This window comes from Mucilaginibacter ginsenosidivorax (assembly GCF_007971525.1).
GTDB classification, from domain to species: Bacteria; Bacteroidota; Bacteroidia; order Sphingobacteriales; family Sphingobacteriaceae; genus Mucilaginibacter; species Mucilaginibacter ginsenosidivorax.
Genome location: NZ_CP042437.1, coordinates 1,334,203 through 1,350,835, shown reverse-complemented (window position 1 = coordinate 1,350,835; position 16,633 = coordinate 1,334,203). Strand labels below are relative to the sequence as shown.

Genomic DNA, 16,633 nt, shown 5'->3' with positions numbered 1-16,633 from the left:
CTTAACCTAAATAACAGCAAGAATTTTTGCTACATCGCCATCGTTCAGCAGGTCGCCGTTATCGATGTTCGGGTAATATTTGTTTAGGATTTTTTGGATAAGCAGGTAGCTTTCCATCGACTGGATAGGAGGGTTGGCCAGTTCGTTGATGATAGAACCAATCATTTTTATTTTTTTAACCTCATACTGGTTTAGCACAAAGTCAGAAGTCTTTTTTTTGCGGCTTTGAGTAATCAATTCGTCCAGTTTCTTAATTTCCTCAATCAAATCAATCAGCTTTAATACTTCCACTTTTTTCATCGGCGGTAAAATTAAACAAATAAATAATGTAGATGCGCAGATTTTAGATTTCAGAAGAGAGTCATTTGAAAATTTGAGAATTTGAAGATTTGAAAATGAGGCGGCAATAGATTATAATTCAATAATTCAATAATTCAATAATTCAATAATTCTTCCCCTCGTAACAATTCCCCTTCCCAACCGTCTATAAAGCGTATGCTTCAGCTTGAAAAGGGAAAATATTTCGGAATCCAGAATAAGGCTATTCATTTGGATAATCTTATTATTACCGATACCGAGTATACACATGATAAGGTTGACTGGCATACACATCAAAACCCCTACTTTACTTTTTTGCTTACGGGTAGCATGCAGGAAACCAACAAAAAAGAAAGCTATGAATGCAGCGCCGGAACTTTGTTGTTCCATAACTGGCAGGATGCGCATTGCAATATCAAACACCCCGGCTATACCCGTGGCTTTCATATTGAATTGGAGCAGGATTTTTTTGACAAGTACCAATTGCCTTTAAGCCAGATGGAAGGCAGCCTGAAACTTTACAACCCGGTTTTCAAACTGCTGTTCCGCAGTATGTATATGGAAACCAAATACACGGCCGGTATCGAACTGCTTTCAATCCGTGAATCGCTTTTTAAAGTCCTGGGTATGTTAGTCAATGAAAAACACCGGGAGACCGCGAGGCAGCCAGCCTGGGTTAAAAAAATAAAAGAGGTTTTAAACGGCAGTGATATATTCGTTTTATCCTGGGATACACTGGCATCCATAGCACAAGTGCACCCGGTACATTTATCGCGCTGTTTCCCTAAATATTTTAATACCACTGTTGGCGATTACCTTAAAAAACTAAGAATAGAACAGGCAGCCGGGTTGTTAACAAAAGCAGATGTTTCGCTTACCCAGGTTAGCTATGAATGCGGTTTTGCAGATCAGAGCCATTTTATCCGGAGTTTTAAGCAGGCGGTAGGGGTTACACCATTACAATACCGAAAAATAATCACCGCACGTTAACAATGTGCTATTTTGCCGGCATTATTGCCATTACTATTGTGGTATAAAATATATATCATGTTATTAAGCACATATTCAAAAAATAGGTTAACTGCATTACTAATCCTGTTGCTAATCAGTTGTGGCTGCATGGCCCAGTCAGGGATGAAACCATACGAAGGCCACTGGGAGGGCTTACTAAATCATCCGGAGAATTTTAGCATTAATGTATCTGTAAAAAAGTTGGGCGCCAATGCATATACGTTTCAATTGTCATCTGCCGGGAAATCAATTCAAAGGAAATTTGGCTTATCGGCCAATAGGTTTGATATCAAAATAGATAGCAATCTTGCTGTTAAAGGCATTGTCGGGGAGGGGCAAATCCGGCTCTTTATCCGTTCTGTTCAGTGGAGCTATCACCTGGTATTGAAACAGCAACCGGGAAATACTTATGCCGGCCGTTGGAATATTCTTTTTGTGCCCAACCTGAAACCTCAATTTTATATTGATGTGGAGAACACCGATTCTACCAAATATGAGGCCTATATTTTCCTGGGCGATACACGTTTTTCGGGATTTGCCAGCGGCGGATTGACTTTGCAGGCCGATAGTGTGAAATTCATGGACTACCGCACAGGCTTAAAATTTAAAGGCAAATTGTTTAAAGACGCCATTACCTTGCAAGCTGGAATAGCCGGTTTGCCCATTAGCGATGTCACTATACACCGCTCGGCCAAGGATTGGGATTTAACAGGTGGAAACCCCAAAATGCCTTTTAATGGTAAAGTGCCGGCCGATATGCAGGACGGCTTGCCTGTAAATAGTTTAAAAGCCGCCGGTTTGGATGAACGCTATTTAAAATTGATGGCAGATAGTATTAACGCCAATAAAATAACAAATACACATAGCGTTCTTATCAGCCGCAATGGAAAGTTGGTTTATGAACAATATTTTAATGGCTATGATGAAGCAACGGTACATGATCTCCGTTCGGCCTCAAAAAGTATCTCGTCGGCAGTTGTGGGCATTGCTATGGACAGAGGTTTACTAAAGGACACGGCTCAAAAGCTGTTTCAGTTTTTGCCGGAGAGATATAAACACGCCGCCGATGGCGATGCCTGGAAACAAGCTATCAGTATCGGCAGCCTGCTTACCATGAGCTCGGGCTTGGATGCGATAGACTTTGGGATTGATCGTAAATCTGTGGCATCCGAAGATGAATACCAGAACTCGGCCGACTGGCTTAAAACGGTGGTTGAGGCCCCCATGATAAACTATCCCGGAACGCATGCCAATTACAGTTCGGCTAACCCGTATTTATTGGGTGTAATTGTAGATACTGTTGTAAAACAACCACTTGAATTCTTTATCGACGAGAATCTTTTTGAGCCCTTAGGTATATCCAACTATATAGTTTTTGACGATCCTTTGCACCGCCCGTATTTTGGAGGAGGTATGCTGTTGCGCCCGCGCGACCTGTTGAAATTCGGTTTGCTTTATGCCGATGGCGGTAAATGGCATAACAGGCAAATCGTTAGTAAAAACTGGGTTGATGCATCATTTAAAAAATACCTGGTACTTGAAAATCACAATGAGAAAAACGAGTACGGGTTTTTATGGTGGCATTATCACTATAAGGTAAACGGCCAAACTATCAGCACTATTGAAGCCCGTGGGGCGGGTGGCCAGTACATTTTTATTGTGCCGCAATACCAAATGGTAGCAGTTATTACATCTGGCAATTTCAGGAACCGGAGGGTATGGCAACCTGAAAAAATCATGGAAAATTATATTCTAAAGGCGGTAATGGCTAAATAGTGTAAAACGTTGATACAGAATTTTTTTTATAATAATTTGGTAACTTAAGTGTTTAAAAAACATCTTATCTTAGATATCAACAAAATTAAATTATGAAAAGAAAGTTTTTTACTACAGCATTATTGGTTGGCTGCTTTATGGCGTGCCTTGCAGCCATTGCCGATCTTAACGGAAAATGGGCCGGAAAAATTGACATAGGCGGTACCGAGTATCCATTGCTTTACAATTTTAAAGTTGAAGGGGATAAATTAACAGGGACCGCTTTAACCCCCGAAGGCGATGTGCCTTTGACCAACGGTAAAACAGATGGTACAACGTTTTCATTCAGCATAGCTACCAGCGGAATGGATATTGCTCATACCGGCAAATTCTACGGCGATTCAACCGCTATCGACCTGGAAATTAACGGCTCAAAAAATCACGCCGTATTAAAAAGGGCTGAAGAAAAGAAATAAAAACTTTTCAAGTAAAAGAAAAAATCATGTCGAAGCTTGTTTTGGCACCTCATAAACAAAGTTGGCCATTATATAGGTTGGTTTGTGAGGTGCTGAAACAAGTTGCGCGTGATGCGTTGTTTTTTTGATGTGTGAAGCTTAGCCGGGCTGTAGCATCAAGCAGATCTAACGTTCGTTGATGGCTTTGTGATGTTAAAATAACAGCCCTGTAAGGTATTTATAATTTTTAACGGTTCTTCTCCGCACAAAAAAAGACTGCCCTTTTGAGGCAGCCTTCATAAGCAACAAGGTAGTGGAAATATTTTAGTTTACATTTACTTTTAAAATTATGGGGATGATATCGCCACTTTTTGAAGTACCTGTAACACTCATTTTTCCGGGTTGATATTGCAGGCTGCCGATGGGCATCAGGCGATTACCAAGCACCTCTTTAAGTTTATCCATCATAAATGGTTTGGCGCTTTCTTTTACCTGGGTAACAATGTCGCTGATATTTTCTATTTGGTTATAGCTGTATAAAATCACCATATTATCAAGGCCGCTAACATCCGTGGTAATAACCTTATTGTTGCCTGGTATCTCCAACACGGCGTTATCGTAAATACGTGGCACCTCTGTTACATTCCCAATCAGGCCATGTGCAGCGCTGAAAGCTTCATTTTTACTGAAGGGGTATAATACCTCGCCCTTGCCATTAGGATCAATGCTAAATACGTAGATATAACAGTTAGAGCTCACGTTTTTTGCAAAAAGTCGTAAATAATCGCCTTTGCTAAATTCGGCATGCAGTGTATATTCGTTATTCTCGAGTTTTGGACTCACGGCATCAAATACAGGTTTATCCTTTTTATCATCCCATGACTGGAAGCGTTCTATCGCAAAATCGCCGCCAACTTTCACCGCGGCATCGGGAGTGGGCCGGTCATCGAGCGTTACCTGGTAGCCGTAATTGGCAAGCCTTGCAAAGTCCTTATAGCTGATATTGAAGTACCCGCCATTGCCCCAGCCAATGCCCCAACTGTTCATCACCTCGAAGGTTTTCAGATAATCGTTGTAACCTACTATGCACATGGCGTGTGATGCCAGCTTTTGCTCGGCAGCGGGGTTGGGCGACCATAGGAAATTAGTTGAATTTACATCGTAAAAGCTGGAATACAGCTGAAAGCCAGCAACAACAGGCTGATGGTTTGCAATGCTATTACGGGTTTCATCAACTTTTTTAGCCGAATCGGAATTAAGAGGAAACACAGTAGCAAAATCTTTAATTCGGTATGGCAAAGCAATGGGCTTTAAAGGTTCAATATCTCCCAAATGATTATCAGATGTGTAATAAGTTTGGGGGTTAAAATCGTTTATGGAACAAGCCCCTTGTTTTTTTAGTATGGTTAACGCATCGTTCAGCCTTGACCCGCGCTCGCAGCTGTTGGCTATTTGTACATATACAAACATCGGCGATTTGGCATCGCTTGTGATTTTTGCCCTGTCGGTTATATTGTTTTTGTAAGCCCATGAGGTGGTAAGCGCACCATAACTGGCTGCCCAGCACACGCAGGAGTTACATTGCCCCTGGTTGCCAGGATAGGGTGTGTAATTTTTAAGCGAAAATTGTGGGGCTGTAACCGGCGATTTGCTGCCGACTGCCAACCGCGGCGCGCTGTCATATAAAGTATCATCCAATATTAACCCAAACTGCCGGCTATTTTTAAACAAGGTGTCTTGCTGCGATTTTAAATCGGAGTATTGCATATCCGGCTGTGTGAAGCCATGATGCAAGGTGCGCGCGTTAAGCGTCAAGGTTTTTGACTGGGCCATCGCTCGGATACAGCAAACCAGGTTTAATATGATGAATACAAGTAAAAGTACAGGTTGCTTATTCATTTTAAGTGCTTTTTTAGGTGACGGACCTGGCTATTTTATGTAGATGCTTACATCGCCCCGGGGATTTACCATTTTAGGGGTTTGTGTAACCGGGTTGCCGTTTTCGTCTTTCTTACCCGCCTGGCTTATTAGGTCGGCCACCCGGATTTTTACATACTCAAACAATTCATTCATGGTCACAAAGCCATTGCCGTCTTTGTCGGCCTTCATATCCTGCAGTCCATCTTTTATTGCCCTGGTAAAGGCGCCATTTCCCCAGCTTTCATCCTCCCAACTTTTTTCGGTGCTGCTGCTCGAGCTGATGATGGTAATGCCGTTGCCTGATGTTGCCATCTTATTAATTTCACCGGTCACGTCTTGCAGGGCCGCCTTACCTCCATCGCCCAGCCCTGCACCACTGTTGCAGGCATCAATAAAAATAAATTTCTTACAATTTAGTGCCTCCAGCTGGTCAACAACCTGGCTTTTAAAATCGATAGTTGTTTGCCTGCTGTTGGTGGCCTTATAGTCCGATCCTGTAATTACCAGGTGCCCGTTTTCAATCAATCCATGCGATGAGATAAATAACATAAGCACATCCCGTTCATTATATTGTTTACCGGCCCACATTCCAATTTCGTTAGCCATGTTTATAGCTTTAGCATCATCGCCTATCAAAACCTTTGCGCTTACGTCATGAAATAACTTGCCTGCGCCTTTTTGGTCGCTAAATATACTTGCAAAATCGGTTGCATCCTTTTCGGGATATTTTAGGCTTTGCCCTTCGGTACCTATGGCCAGTATGTGCAGGCTTATATCCTGCGGACGATAAACAACTGTGAGATCATCGCTTGGCGCGTAATTTTTGTATGCAAGCCTAATAACGCTTGTATCGAGCCCAACTTTCACGGTGGTTATATAATTATATTGATATGTATTTGCCTTGCGCTTTAAATCTTCTATACTGGCGGTTGTCATTTTATTGCCGTTGCTTACATCGGCATTGTTCATAAACAGGTGAAACTCTTTTGGATCAAGCGGCACATTAGAGTTTACCTTTATTTTAATCTGTATTTCATTGCTGTCAAAAGGTTTTAAAACACCATTTGGCAGGCTGCTGATATCGTCGACCGGCTTAATCCACTGAAAATTTACAAAAGTGTTACTTGCATTGTTCTCCGGCGGTGCAATTGTACTTTGGCTTACCGTGGGCGGTTGTTGCGGCAGAACGGCTGTTGCCTGTTTTATAGGTGCAGTATTAGCAGGCACGTTTATTGCCGCCGTTTCGGTTACAGGAACGGGTTTTACCGGCAAGGTTATTGCCGGAGGCGTAATAGCCGGGCTTGTTGGTTGCGAATTGCTTAAAGATGAACTCCCCGCGGATTTATTGGCCGGCACCGCTGCTACTACTTTTGTAGCCACGGGTATTACTCCACCTTGTTTATTCAATTTAACTTCGGCTTCGTCGCGGTATTGCCAGTAGGGAGTACTATCATCTTCTTTATAATCGGTGCTGGTATCATCGTCTTTTATCGCCAGGTCAAACTTACCCGCCATATAATAAGCGTATCCCCGGTAATTGTAGGCTTTGGGGTTTTGCAGGTCAAGGCCAATGGCTTTGCTGCAATCTTCTATCGCTGCTTCATATTTACCCAGTTTTATTTCGGCATTGCCGCGGTTACGGTAAGCGCCTGCGGCCAGTTTAGGGTCTAAACGAAGCGCTGTATTGCAATCATTTATTGCATCAATATTTTTACCTACCACGGTGCGTGCAAAGGCACGGTTGTTATAATAAGTAGCGTTGGCAGGGTCGATAGCAATAGCTTCGGAAAAATCATTTATTGCCTCATTATATAAATGTACACACACCTTTGCATTGCCGCGGTTGGCATAAGCCGAGGCATATTTGGGCGAAATACGGATAGCGGCGGAAAAATCTTTGATGGACTCCAGCACCTGGCGCTGTTGTTTATCCATTTTATCTGTTTTGCCAAGTATATACCGGCAAGTGCCTCTGTAGTTATAAGCCAGCGCGTTGGTAGGATAAGCTCGAATAGTACGGTTAAAATCTTCAATTGCCTGCTCATACTGGCCAAGGTTAAATAATGATACCGCCCTTACATTGGTTATATCGGCAATATTCTGTCCAAAAGTTAATGCTTTGGTACAATCCGCTATAGCGCCCTCGTTATCTCCTGAGCTTTGTTTGTCTATTGCACTCTTTAAATAACTTTCGGCAGTTTGCTGGGCATTTAGGGTAATGGCTGGAATTAGTAAAAAAAAAGCAAGTAAAAGTTTCTTCATAGATAACAATAATTACAATATATTAAAATATAACATGCGATTTAACTCTTGCTTAAGTTGATCGGGTATGTATTTGGTAAAAAACAGACTGGGGTATAACTCATAATTATTTAAAGGTTAGGTGTTTAGTAGTGATATATCGATATATTCAATTTAAAAGTTAAGCAGGCAACGTATTTCTGAATTATTAGGTTCAGTCCTTGTACGCAACCTAAATAATTTGTTGTGTTTATATTTTAAATATAACTACAAATATTTTAGTTTTTATCTGTGCTGCAATATTTTAAAAAAAAGGTATTTAAAACTTCACCTTCAATTGAATCGGCTTTAAAAATTCTTCAATTTCAAATTTGAATGATGACGCAAATAGCAAAGAACATGTTGGCCAGCTCCATCAAATTTAAGCATTAAACATTGTAAATGAATACCATGAAATGGGTATTTGTTTATAATATACCATTGATTACTTTAGGCGATATTAAACCAGGAGTTAATGTTTTTGACGCGCTTGGGCAAAATATAATATGCGAAGCTCTTGGGTGAGGTAGATATCAGCATCAGTTGGTTTATATATTATTTAGTATTTTTTTGTGGATAATCGAAGTGATAATTTTAGGTTTATTAAATAAATTAAAAATTAAACCCTCTTTAAAATTTATATAAAAAACTGACTAATAGTAAGATGATTGATAAAAATGAGTTGGTGATTTTTCCTTGTTGAATTAATTATTATATTTATAGAACCTGATGCCGAAGCAATTTCTTAATAGTTAATGATATGATTAAACCTTTACAAAAACTTTTCACTCATCGCAAGTTAACATTCCCGATATTGATTAAGGCGATGTTAGTTATATCGGCATTTTGCTGCTCGGGCGTAGCTAATGCACAGGCAGTTATTTATACTGTAAAAGGCGTTGCAATTTCCTGCAAGGTGCAGGAAATTGGTGATGATTCGGTAGCATACAACGAGGCCGCCGACCTTGCAGGCAAGCCCAAATTGATTTTGAAAAAGGAAATAAGCATTATAAGGTATACTAAGGATAATTACGAAGAGCCTTTTAACACCGATGCTATATTAACAACCGCAGGAAAGCAGGTATATGCAAAGGTTATTACAGCCGACGAGGCAAGTGGAGTAATAACTTACACCCTGCCCGGTGCAACAGAACCGGAGAAGATGCCAACAAAAAGTATTCAGTTTGTTAAATACGCCGATGGAACCAGGAAAAGTTTTAATATACCCGGCCAAAAGCCTGCATCGGCGGTTGTAAAACTGCCGCCGAAAGTTGACGTAGAAACCGCGCAAAAAAACAATGGCATGTTAACCATATTGCAAAACTGGAAAAACAAGTACATTGCCCCGCCACTCGATGTGCTTTAACCGCCCGTAAATAGCAAAACCTAATATACTCCTAATCACTATACCCGAAATGAGAGTTTTTTACCTTATAACTTTGTTGTTTTTTGTTTCAAGGGCATCGGCACAGGATATCCTGTACACTAACAGTGGCGAAGCCACCCCTGCCAAAATTGTAGATATCCAGGCCGAAAAAATTAAATTTAAAGACCCCGAAAACGTAACTGGCCCCGATCATTCAAAAAGCATATCCAAGTCCCTTTTTGCATTTAATGCTGCCGGCAGTTATCTGGTGTTTTCGGATAAAAAAGGCGTTGCCGATAACAAAGAGCAGTTCATATCCGAAACACCCCAGCCCCGTGCATTTGATGTTTTGGTTGATAACAAAGGAGTAGCGCTTGATATGAATATTACTGCCGAAGGAGACAACGAAATTACCGGCACCCGTCATTATAAAACTATCAAAGCGCCAAAGGCATCACTTATATTTTTGATCCGCAAAAATGGCACACACCAATTGTTTGTTCCTGCCGATAAAGCCGCTCCTTACCTTATCAATGCCAAAGCAAAAATAGCGCAACTATTTGCACCGGTTATAGCTGGCCCGGTGCCAACTCCTGCTGTTTCGGCAAAACCGGCAGTTGTAGCAGCCGGCGATATTGATGTAGATATGGCATTGTTTAATAAAAAAGCACTTGATAAAACCAAAGAATTGTCAAACTACCTGGCCACAATTTGCTCGGTAAATACATCGGCGACGATAGCAACCAAAACCATCGGCCTTGCAGTAGATTTATTTGTGAACGAAGATGCCAGGGTTGAGGTATCAAGCGTAAACGCATTAACTAAACCACAATACAAGATCCGCAGCTACCTTAACAGGCTGCAAAAATTAAGCGGTCAGTATGATAAAGTTGATATTGAATACGCCAATATAAATTATGCCTCAAAATTTACCCTTGGCGCCGATGGTAATTATTATGCGGTAATAACATTTGTACAAAAGTTTAAAGGGTTTAGTGATGGTAAAATAGTTTATGGCGATGTAACCCGCCGTAATGTAACCGTGGTTTTAAAATCGTACCTGAAAACCGGCGCCGATGGTGATACGAAGAAAGCATGGGACGTTTTCCTGGAAGATATTGGCGTTGTACAAACCCATAAAGCATAAATCATTTTAGCCTTTATCGTAACCTTATTATGTTAAAATATGCGTTTGCTTTTTTACTGGTTTTTAACAGCACCACGCTGTTGGCGCAGGATTATGAGAACGAATATCAAAACATATTTGTATGGCAGGTAAAGCAGGTTAACGAGTTTATTGAACGTTTTAACAACAATGACAGTACATTATTAAAAAAATATACCGGCGATAACGTGTCAGCCAACCTCATAAGCCGCGAAAGGCTGATATTAAGCCTTTTTAATGCCGAGAAAAAAGACTGGGATAAAACCGAAGTAAAAAGCTTTATTAAAAGCGTTGATGATAAAGCAAACCCCAGGTTTTTGAGCATGTATGGCGACAAATGGTACGCCAGCCTTAATTGCGATATTAACTGGAAGGGTAAGCGTGAGAATGTGGTATTAAGCTTAAAGCTGATTAGGCTGCCCTCAAATGGCTATAAGTGGATAATAACAGCAGTTAATGCCAAATTTTTAAACACGGTTGCCCCGGCCAGTGCCGTAAAACAAGCGGAGTTTACAATGCCTGCTGCGGTGGATAAAACCACCTCACTTAACCCCATGAGCCACGGTACCGATTTCATGGATATTTACCAGGTTAATACTGATAAAAAGAACATAGCCAACTATTTTGACGAAGTGCAAAACCTTGATGCGGCAACACAGCGCTTTATACAGGAAATAATTAACAGCAATGCCCAAATTACCAGGGTAAATAATATAACCTACCACTTTAATCAAATTGATGGCTGGGCGTTCGACATTCAGCAGTATAACCGGCAAACACGAAACTCCGGGTGGCTTATAAGTAAACTTACAAAAACATCCGCTAATTAAAATCTCCTCCCCCTGTTATGGATAAAAAATTACTTATCAAAAATTTACGACGCGCAGGCAGCATACTTTTTCTGCTGTTATTTTCGGTGGCTGGTTTTGCCCAAAAGCTGACGCTTAAGGATGCACGCGAAATTAGTTACCAGGCTACAGAAACCGTGAAACGGATACCTGACCTGCTTAACGTTATTAACGATCCTAACAACATAGCCAGCGACCTGATCCAGATTGAAGGCGACAGCTACAAGCCATCGCGAAACCAGCTCTTTTACAACAAGGACATTACCGTTGAGAATGATATTGACCCTCTGGCCTCGCTTGGCAACAGCAAGGATATAAGTATTGATAAGTACATGACCACGCTTGATTTACAATACGACAAATCAACAGATGCTACTATTAACTATAACAACCTGGTGCCTTCCTTCGTCAAAAAAAAGGACTTTGTATTTGTTAACGTTAAGTTCGATGGTGAGTTTAAGGGCAAATACAAGGTTAAAAACATCGCCTATAAAACAAGGCCGCGCATTGCAACTATCAGGATGGTAAGCGGCGGTAATGGCAAATGGTCGGCTTACGTCATGGGTATCAGCTTTTATGACCCGGCGAAGCCAATAGAATCTACAGAGAACAATACAGATATATATACAGATACATCGGCCACGGCAACCGTTGTACCTCCCGATAGTGTATTTAAAGAAAGTAGTTCGTTCCGTACGGCTAAAGAAGAGCAGGAAAAAGCGATTCAGGTCAATTTTAACGAATATGTAAACACCGGCAACGGCTATTTTGCCGATCAGCGTTATAAAGATGCTTTAGAGATGTATGTAAAAGCTCAAAACCTAAAGGCATTTGTTCCGGCGCTTGATAAGAAAGTGATGGATACCAAACGCATGGTTGCCGAGTACACTTACGACAACTTTAAAAACAAAGGAGATAAAGCCAAAGATGAGCGCAGGTATAATGAAGCCATAAGGTTTTACCAAAAGGCGCTCACTTTAAAACCGGAAGCTAACGCCGAAATAGCAGCCGCAACTGCGCCGCTCAATAAAATGCTTATCCTCATTGCATCTCCGGGCAACAAAGTTGGGTCGGGATTATTAGATGAGGCTATTGATGAATGCGACAAAATACTAAAGGAACACAAAAAAGACAAAAGTGAGTACCCGGAGGTGTTTTTTATTAAGGCTAAGGCGTATGAAGCTATGATTGCTAAAAAGCCCGATGAAACCAAAGCAATAGACAGGGCCCTGGAAAATTACTCATTTGCCATACAATATTTCCCAAATTACCTGGATGCCCGTATTGCCCGGGCAGCCTTTTATATAAAATACAAAAACGATTTTAGCAGCGCCATTTCTGATTATGATGTACTAACGTTGAGCGCTACGGATGATGCGCCCGAGAAACCAGGTTATTTTGATACAAAAGGACATTGGAAAGATAAAGTTGGTAATTATGCCGGCGCGCTTGATGAGTACGGTAAGGCGATAGCTTTGAATGATAAAAACGCTGTTTTTTATTTTGATAGGGGAGAAATTTTATACCGGTACGGAAAAACTGAAGATGCCCAAAAGGATCTTGACGCAGCACTTAAATTAAACCCCAAATATGAGGCGGCTTACTATATCAGGGGTTTAAATTATGTGGCAGCAAAAAACAACAGCAGTGCCGGCGCCGATTTTATTGAAGCCGAAAAGTTGGGATTTGAATCTGCGCAGCAACAAAAGATTGATTCTATAAGTAATGCCTATTTCCTATCGGCCGAAGATTTACGTCAAAAGCACGATTTTACTAATGCGGATACCGCTTATGACAATGCGCTCAAAATACGCAAATGTAATGCACTGGCGCTTCATGGCAAGGCCGAGATAAGGTTTACAAGGGCTGTGGAGTTTGGCAAAAAAGATATAGGCGCAAAATCACAGTACCTGGAATCAATTGATTTTAACAGGCGCGCCATTGCCTGTAATAACGATTTATCTGACGCTCATTTTAAAATGGGGCTTGCTCACAACCGGATAACCAATTATGATAAGGCTATAAAGAGTTACGATGAGGCCATCCGCAGTGACAAAAATAACTACAGCGCGTACCTTGAACAAGGTAACACGTACCAGATACAGCAAAAATATGCTAAAGCCGTTGAGGATTTTGGCCAGGCCATCAGTATCCTGAAAGTTAACCTTGAGGCAGCTAAAAATGGCTCAAAGAATGACCTTGCAAAAGAAATTACCCTCAACCTTTCAACTGCCCAGGAACTTTATGGCGAAGCATTGTATAATTCAAAAGACTACGATAATGCGTTAATATCGTTGGACCAATCGCTTAATTATAATGAATTTAATTCCGAGGCATTATACTACCGTGGTTTGGTACGTGTACAGCAAGGCGATTTTAACAAAGCGTATAAAGACTATTACGCCGCCATAAAAATAACGCCCAAATATAAATACTTTTACGCCAACGGTGATGCCTCTTTAACCAATAAAAATTACGAACAGGCCATCAGCAATTATAACGACGCTATAACTGCCGATACCCTATCAACCGTTAGGAATAGGTTTTACCTGCTTGGGCTGAGTTACTTTAAGAATAAAGCATTTGAAAACGCCGCTACAGCTTTTGCCAGCTACGAAAAAGGAGGAGTATTACGTAGCGACAGTTCATTCAACGCCGAGTATGGTTTAACGCTATTGTACAACAACCAGGATACCCTTGCCGTTAAGCATTTAACCCAGGCGTTAACCCAAAAGAGTAATGATGCCAGCGCATTATACAGCATGGGTTGCTCTTTTGCAAAGAAAAGCCAGTTTGATAAGGCAATGGAATATTTTGAAAAAGCCTTTGCCACCAGGCAGCTAACCCGGGATGAAATTAAACTGGCCGAAAATACTTTCCTGGTAGATTTGTATAAAACCAAACCTGTGAAAACCAAATATAACCAGCTGAAAAAGCAGTATACCGATTGACGGTAATAAGTTGACTTAACCTATACGATATTAGTTTTTGCATACATTGGGCTATGCTATAGCGAGATTGAATTGGGACCGCTTTATGTAGCTTATAAAATTGAACAGATTAATTATTAGGAAAATAAAATCAAGAAAAATATTATAATATACCAGGTAAAAGAAAATAAAATCGTGTAAATTATCAATAAACGATCTTGAATTCCCAAAAAAGAGCAATATTGGCATGTATTTTATATGTCTGAATATTGCTTGGTAATAAAAATTTTACATATATTCATCCTGTCATTCCGCCCTCCTGCACAGCCTGATTTGTAAAATGAAAAAGTACTTAGCCCTTTTTTTGTTGCTGCTATTTGTGGGCAAGGTTGGCCATTGCCAATTAAAAGAGATTGAAAGTATCCAAAAACAACTTCCTTTAATAAAAGATAGTTTAAAATACGTTAATGCCCTCAACCGGCTGGGTATGTTAATGTATGAAAGAAATATCGATAATTCATTTTACTACGCAAAGCTTGCGCGGGCTATCTCTGCAAGATTAAAATATCAGCAAGGCGAAGCCGATGCCCTTAATATAATAGGGATAGTTTATGACCTTCGCGGCAATCTTCAACTATCGCTCAGGTATTACAATGATGCCTATAACCGTTATATGGTTTTACACGACTCGGCGAACATTGTTCAGGCGTTGATGAATATCGCACTTGTTTTTGACGAACGTAAAGAAGACAAAAAAGCTGTGGAAACTTTAAAACAAGCGTTAGCTCAGGGTACCGGCCTTAGAAAAGATTCGATAATGTCTTTACTGTATTGTAATTTCCTGTTGATGTACCCCGATTCGGTTGGTGAAGATTTGACTAAAGTATACCTTGACCGGGCACGCCGCATAGCTACTAAGTATAAAGATGAGCGGGTGTTGCTGGTAACAGACCAGGTGCAGGCAAACCTTTACCTAAAAAGCGGTAAACGCGAACAAGCCATAGCGCAACTGCAGAAGGCCGCAGCCGAAGGGATAGCCTTAGATGTAAATTACGTAACCCTTGATATACTAAAGAGCCTTGGCGACCTTTTTATACTTACAGATAGCACAAAAGCTATCGAATATTACAAAAAAGGGCTGGCAATATCTGAGTCAAAAGGGTATCATTTTTATGGTAAAGTTTTTGGTAAAAGCCTGTACAATATCTACATCAATCAAAATAACCCGCGCGAAACCCAACGCTATAGCGGTAAACTACTGGAACTGTATGAGGACGAAGAAGTATTTACCAACACATCCGGGCTTGATTATATTGACTATGCCATAAAAGACCAGCAAATTGAAGCTTTAACGGTAAGGGCCGAGAACCGCAATACGTTGATGTTGGTTTTTGGTTTTCTGCTTTTGCTTACCGCGCTTTCGGTAGGCATATTTTATCGTTTGTACAGGCTTAAGCGCCGTCACAGCGAAACACTGGAAGAGTTGAACCGCACTGTACAGCTGCGCAATCAAAAGCTTGAGGTTGACCATGAATTTAACAACCGCCTGGTATCTATCCTTGCCCACGATTTCAGGCAGCCGTTGGGCACATTAAAAACATTGGCTACAGTTTTGAAAGATCCGGATGCTTTTACCCGCGAGGAATTGATAGCACTGGTAGAAACCATGGAACGCTCGTCGGATGTATCGCTGGAAATTTTCGAGAATATTTTACAATGGATAAAGCAACAGCTATCCGGCTTTAGTTACAGCCCCGTTGTGCTGCCACTAAGGGAGTTGATAGATGAGGCCTTGCAACCATTTGCTATTATGGCGCGGGAAGCAAATATCACATTAATAAACAATGTTGATGGAAATATTAACCTTTATGCCGATAAAGAATTGGTGCAATTTATTCACCGTAATTTTATACATAATGCAATCAAGTTTTCGCCAAAAAATTCAAGCATCACCATTGTTGGATTTGGCGGCCATGACGAGGTAACAGTTTGTGTACAGGACGAAGGCAAGGGCATTTCGCCGGAAAAACTGCCGGGAATTTTCAATTTTAAAATTGACCTGAAGTACAGCAACGAAAAAGAAAAAGGTGCCGGTGTAGCCCTCATGATATGCAGCGATTTCATCGACAAAATGAATGGCCGCATCTGGGTTGAAAATAACAAAGGCAAAGGTGCTTCATTTTGTTATGCATTGCCAGTTATTCAAAAATCATCAAAAAGAACCATTTCAGGTATACAGGTTGCCGCTGATGTGCTTACTGACTTATAAAAATTTTGATTACCACCTGAAAGTTTGTCCAATACCATCAATTTTAAACACCACAGCTATATTAACTTTGCCATTATAGCAAAGCAAACTCACTTTCCTGATTTTTTTTGCCGGGCAGGTATGGCGATGTGCTGGCTAAAGATTTGATGATACACCCTTTTTCGCCTGGGCAGCCTGATGCTTTGGCATAAAGGGTTGGTCTGTTGATAACAAAAGGCTGTAATTGATGTTGATTTTAACACAATGGCGCAAAAATAAGTTTTTTATACCATGTCATGGGTATTGTACAAGCTACAGTACTTTAGTAATTTCACCA

Annotated in this window: 11 protein-coding genes; 8 read left to right on the top strand and 3 right to left on the bottom strand. The window is 40.8% G+C overall.

All coding sequences use genetic code 11. The annotated features are described in order from the left end of the window. Positions 1–6: 6 nt before the first annotated feature. Positions 7–300 carry a hypothetical protein gene (locus FSB76_RS05465; protein WP_147052568.1) on the bottom strand — a complete coding sequence of 98 codons (294 nt, stop codon included), beginning with the start codon at positions 298–300 and terminating at the stop codon, positions 7–9. Between the two features lie 195 nt (positions 301–495). Here FSB76_RS05465 and FSB76_RS05460 point away from each other — a divergent pair, with 195 nt between their 5' ends. The 3 genes from FSB76_RS05460 to FSB76_RS05450 all read left to right on the top strand — a co-directional run bounded on the left by FSB76_RS05460 (position 496) and on the right by FSB76_RS05450 (position 3,560). After that, on the top strand, positions 496–1,308 hold the full coding sequence (locus tag FSB76_RS05460; protein WP_147052567.1) for a helix-turn-helix domain-containing protein: 813 nt from the start codon (positions 496–498) through the stop codon (positions 1,306–1,308). A 57-nt stretch (positions 1,309–1,365) separates the two neighbouring features. Beyond that, a complete protein-coding gene (locus FSB76_RS05455) occupies positions 1,366–3,105 on the top strand; it encodes a serine hydrolase domain-containing protein (RefSeq protein WP_147052566.1) in 1,740 nt (579 codons plus the stop codon). A 92-nt stretch (positions 3,106–3,197) separates the two neighbouring features. Next, positions 3,198–3,560, top strand: a complete 363-nt coding sequence (locus FSB76_RS05450; RefSeq protein WP_147052565.1) for a glycoside hydrolase — start codon at positions 3,198–3,200, stop codon at positions 3,558–3,560. A gap of 303 nt (positions 3,561–3,863) precedes the next feature. On the opposite strand, the gene FSB76_RS05445 is transcribed toward FSB76_RS05450, so the two are convergent. Together FSB76_RS05445 and FSB76_RS05440 are read right to left on the bottom strand one after the other, a co-directional pair. After that, on the bottom strand, positions 3,864–5,438 hold the full coding sequence (locus tag FSB76_RS05445) for a C1 family peptidase (protein ID WP_147052564.1): 1,575 nt from the start codon (positions 5,436–5,438) through the stop codon (positions 3,864–3,866). A 30-nt stretch (positions 5,439–5,468) separates the two neighbouring features. Beyond that, on the bottom strand, positions 5,469–7,721 hold the full coding sequence (locus FSB76_RS05440) for a tetratricopeptide repeat protein (RefSeq protein WP_147052563.1): 2,253 nt from the start codon (positions 7,719–7,721) through the stop codon (positions 5,469–5,471). A gap of 778 nt (positions 7,722–8,499) precedes the next feature. Here FSB76_RS05440 and FSB76_RS05435 point away from each other — a divergent pair. The 5 genes from FSB76_RS05435 (at position 8,500) to FSB76_RS05415 (ending at position 16,317) form a co-directional block, all read left to right on the top strand. Beyond that, positions 8,500–9,105, top strand: a complete 606-nt coding sequence (locus tag FSB76_RS05435) for a hypothetical protein (protein WP_147052562.1) — start codon at positions 8,500–8,502, stop codon at positions 9,103–9,105. 49 nt (positions 9,106–9,154) lie between these two features. Beyond that, on the top strand, positions 9,155–10,252 hold the full coding sequence (locus FSB76_RS05430; RefSeq protein ID WP_147052561.1) for a hypothetical protein: 1,098 nt from the start codon (positions 9,155–9,157) through the stop codon (positions 10,250–10,252). A gap of 29 nt (positions 10,253–10,281) precedes the next feature. Continuing rightward, entirely contained in the window at positions 10,282–11,100 is an 819-nt protein-coding gene (locus tag FSB76_RS05425) for a hypothetical protein (RefSeq protein ID WP_147052560.1), read from the top strand. Positions 11,101–11,117: 17 nt separating this feature from the next. Then, on the top strand, positions 11,118–14,069 hold the full coding sequence (locus FSB76_RS05420) for a tetratricopeptide repeat protein (RefSeq protein ID WP_147052559.1): 2,952 nt from the start codon (positions 11,118–11,120) through the stop codon (positions 14,067–14,069). A gap of 319 nt (positions 14,070–14,388) precedes the next feature. Continuing rightward, positions 14,389–16,317 carry a tetratricopeptide repeat-containing sensor histidine kinase gene (locus FSB76_RS05415; protein WP_147052558.1) on the top strand — a complete coding sequence of 643 codons (1,929 nt, stop codon included), beginning with the start codon at positions 14,389–14,391 and terminating at the stop codon, positions 16,315–16,317. Positions 16,318–16,633 lie beyond the last annotated feature (316 nt).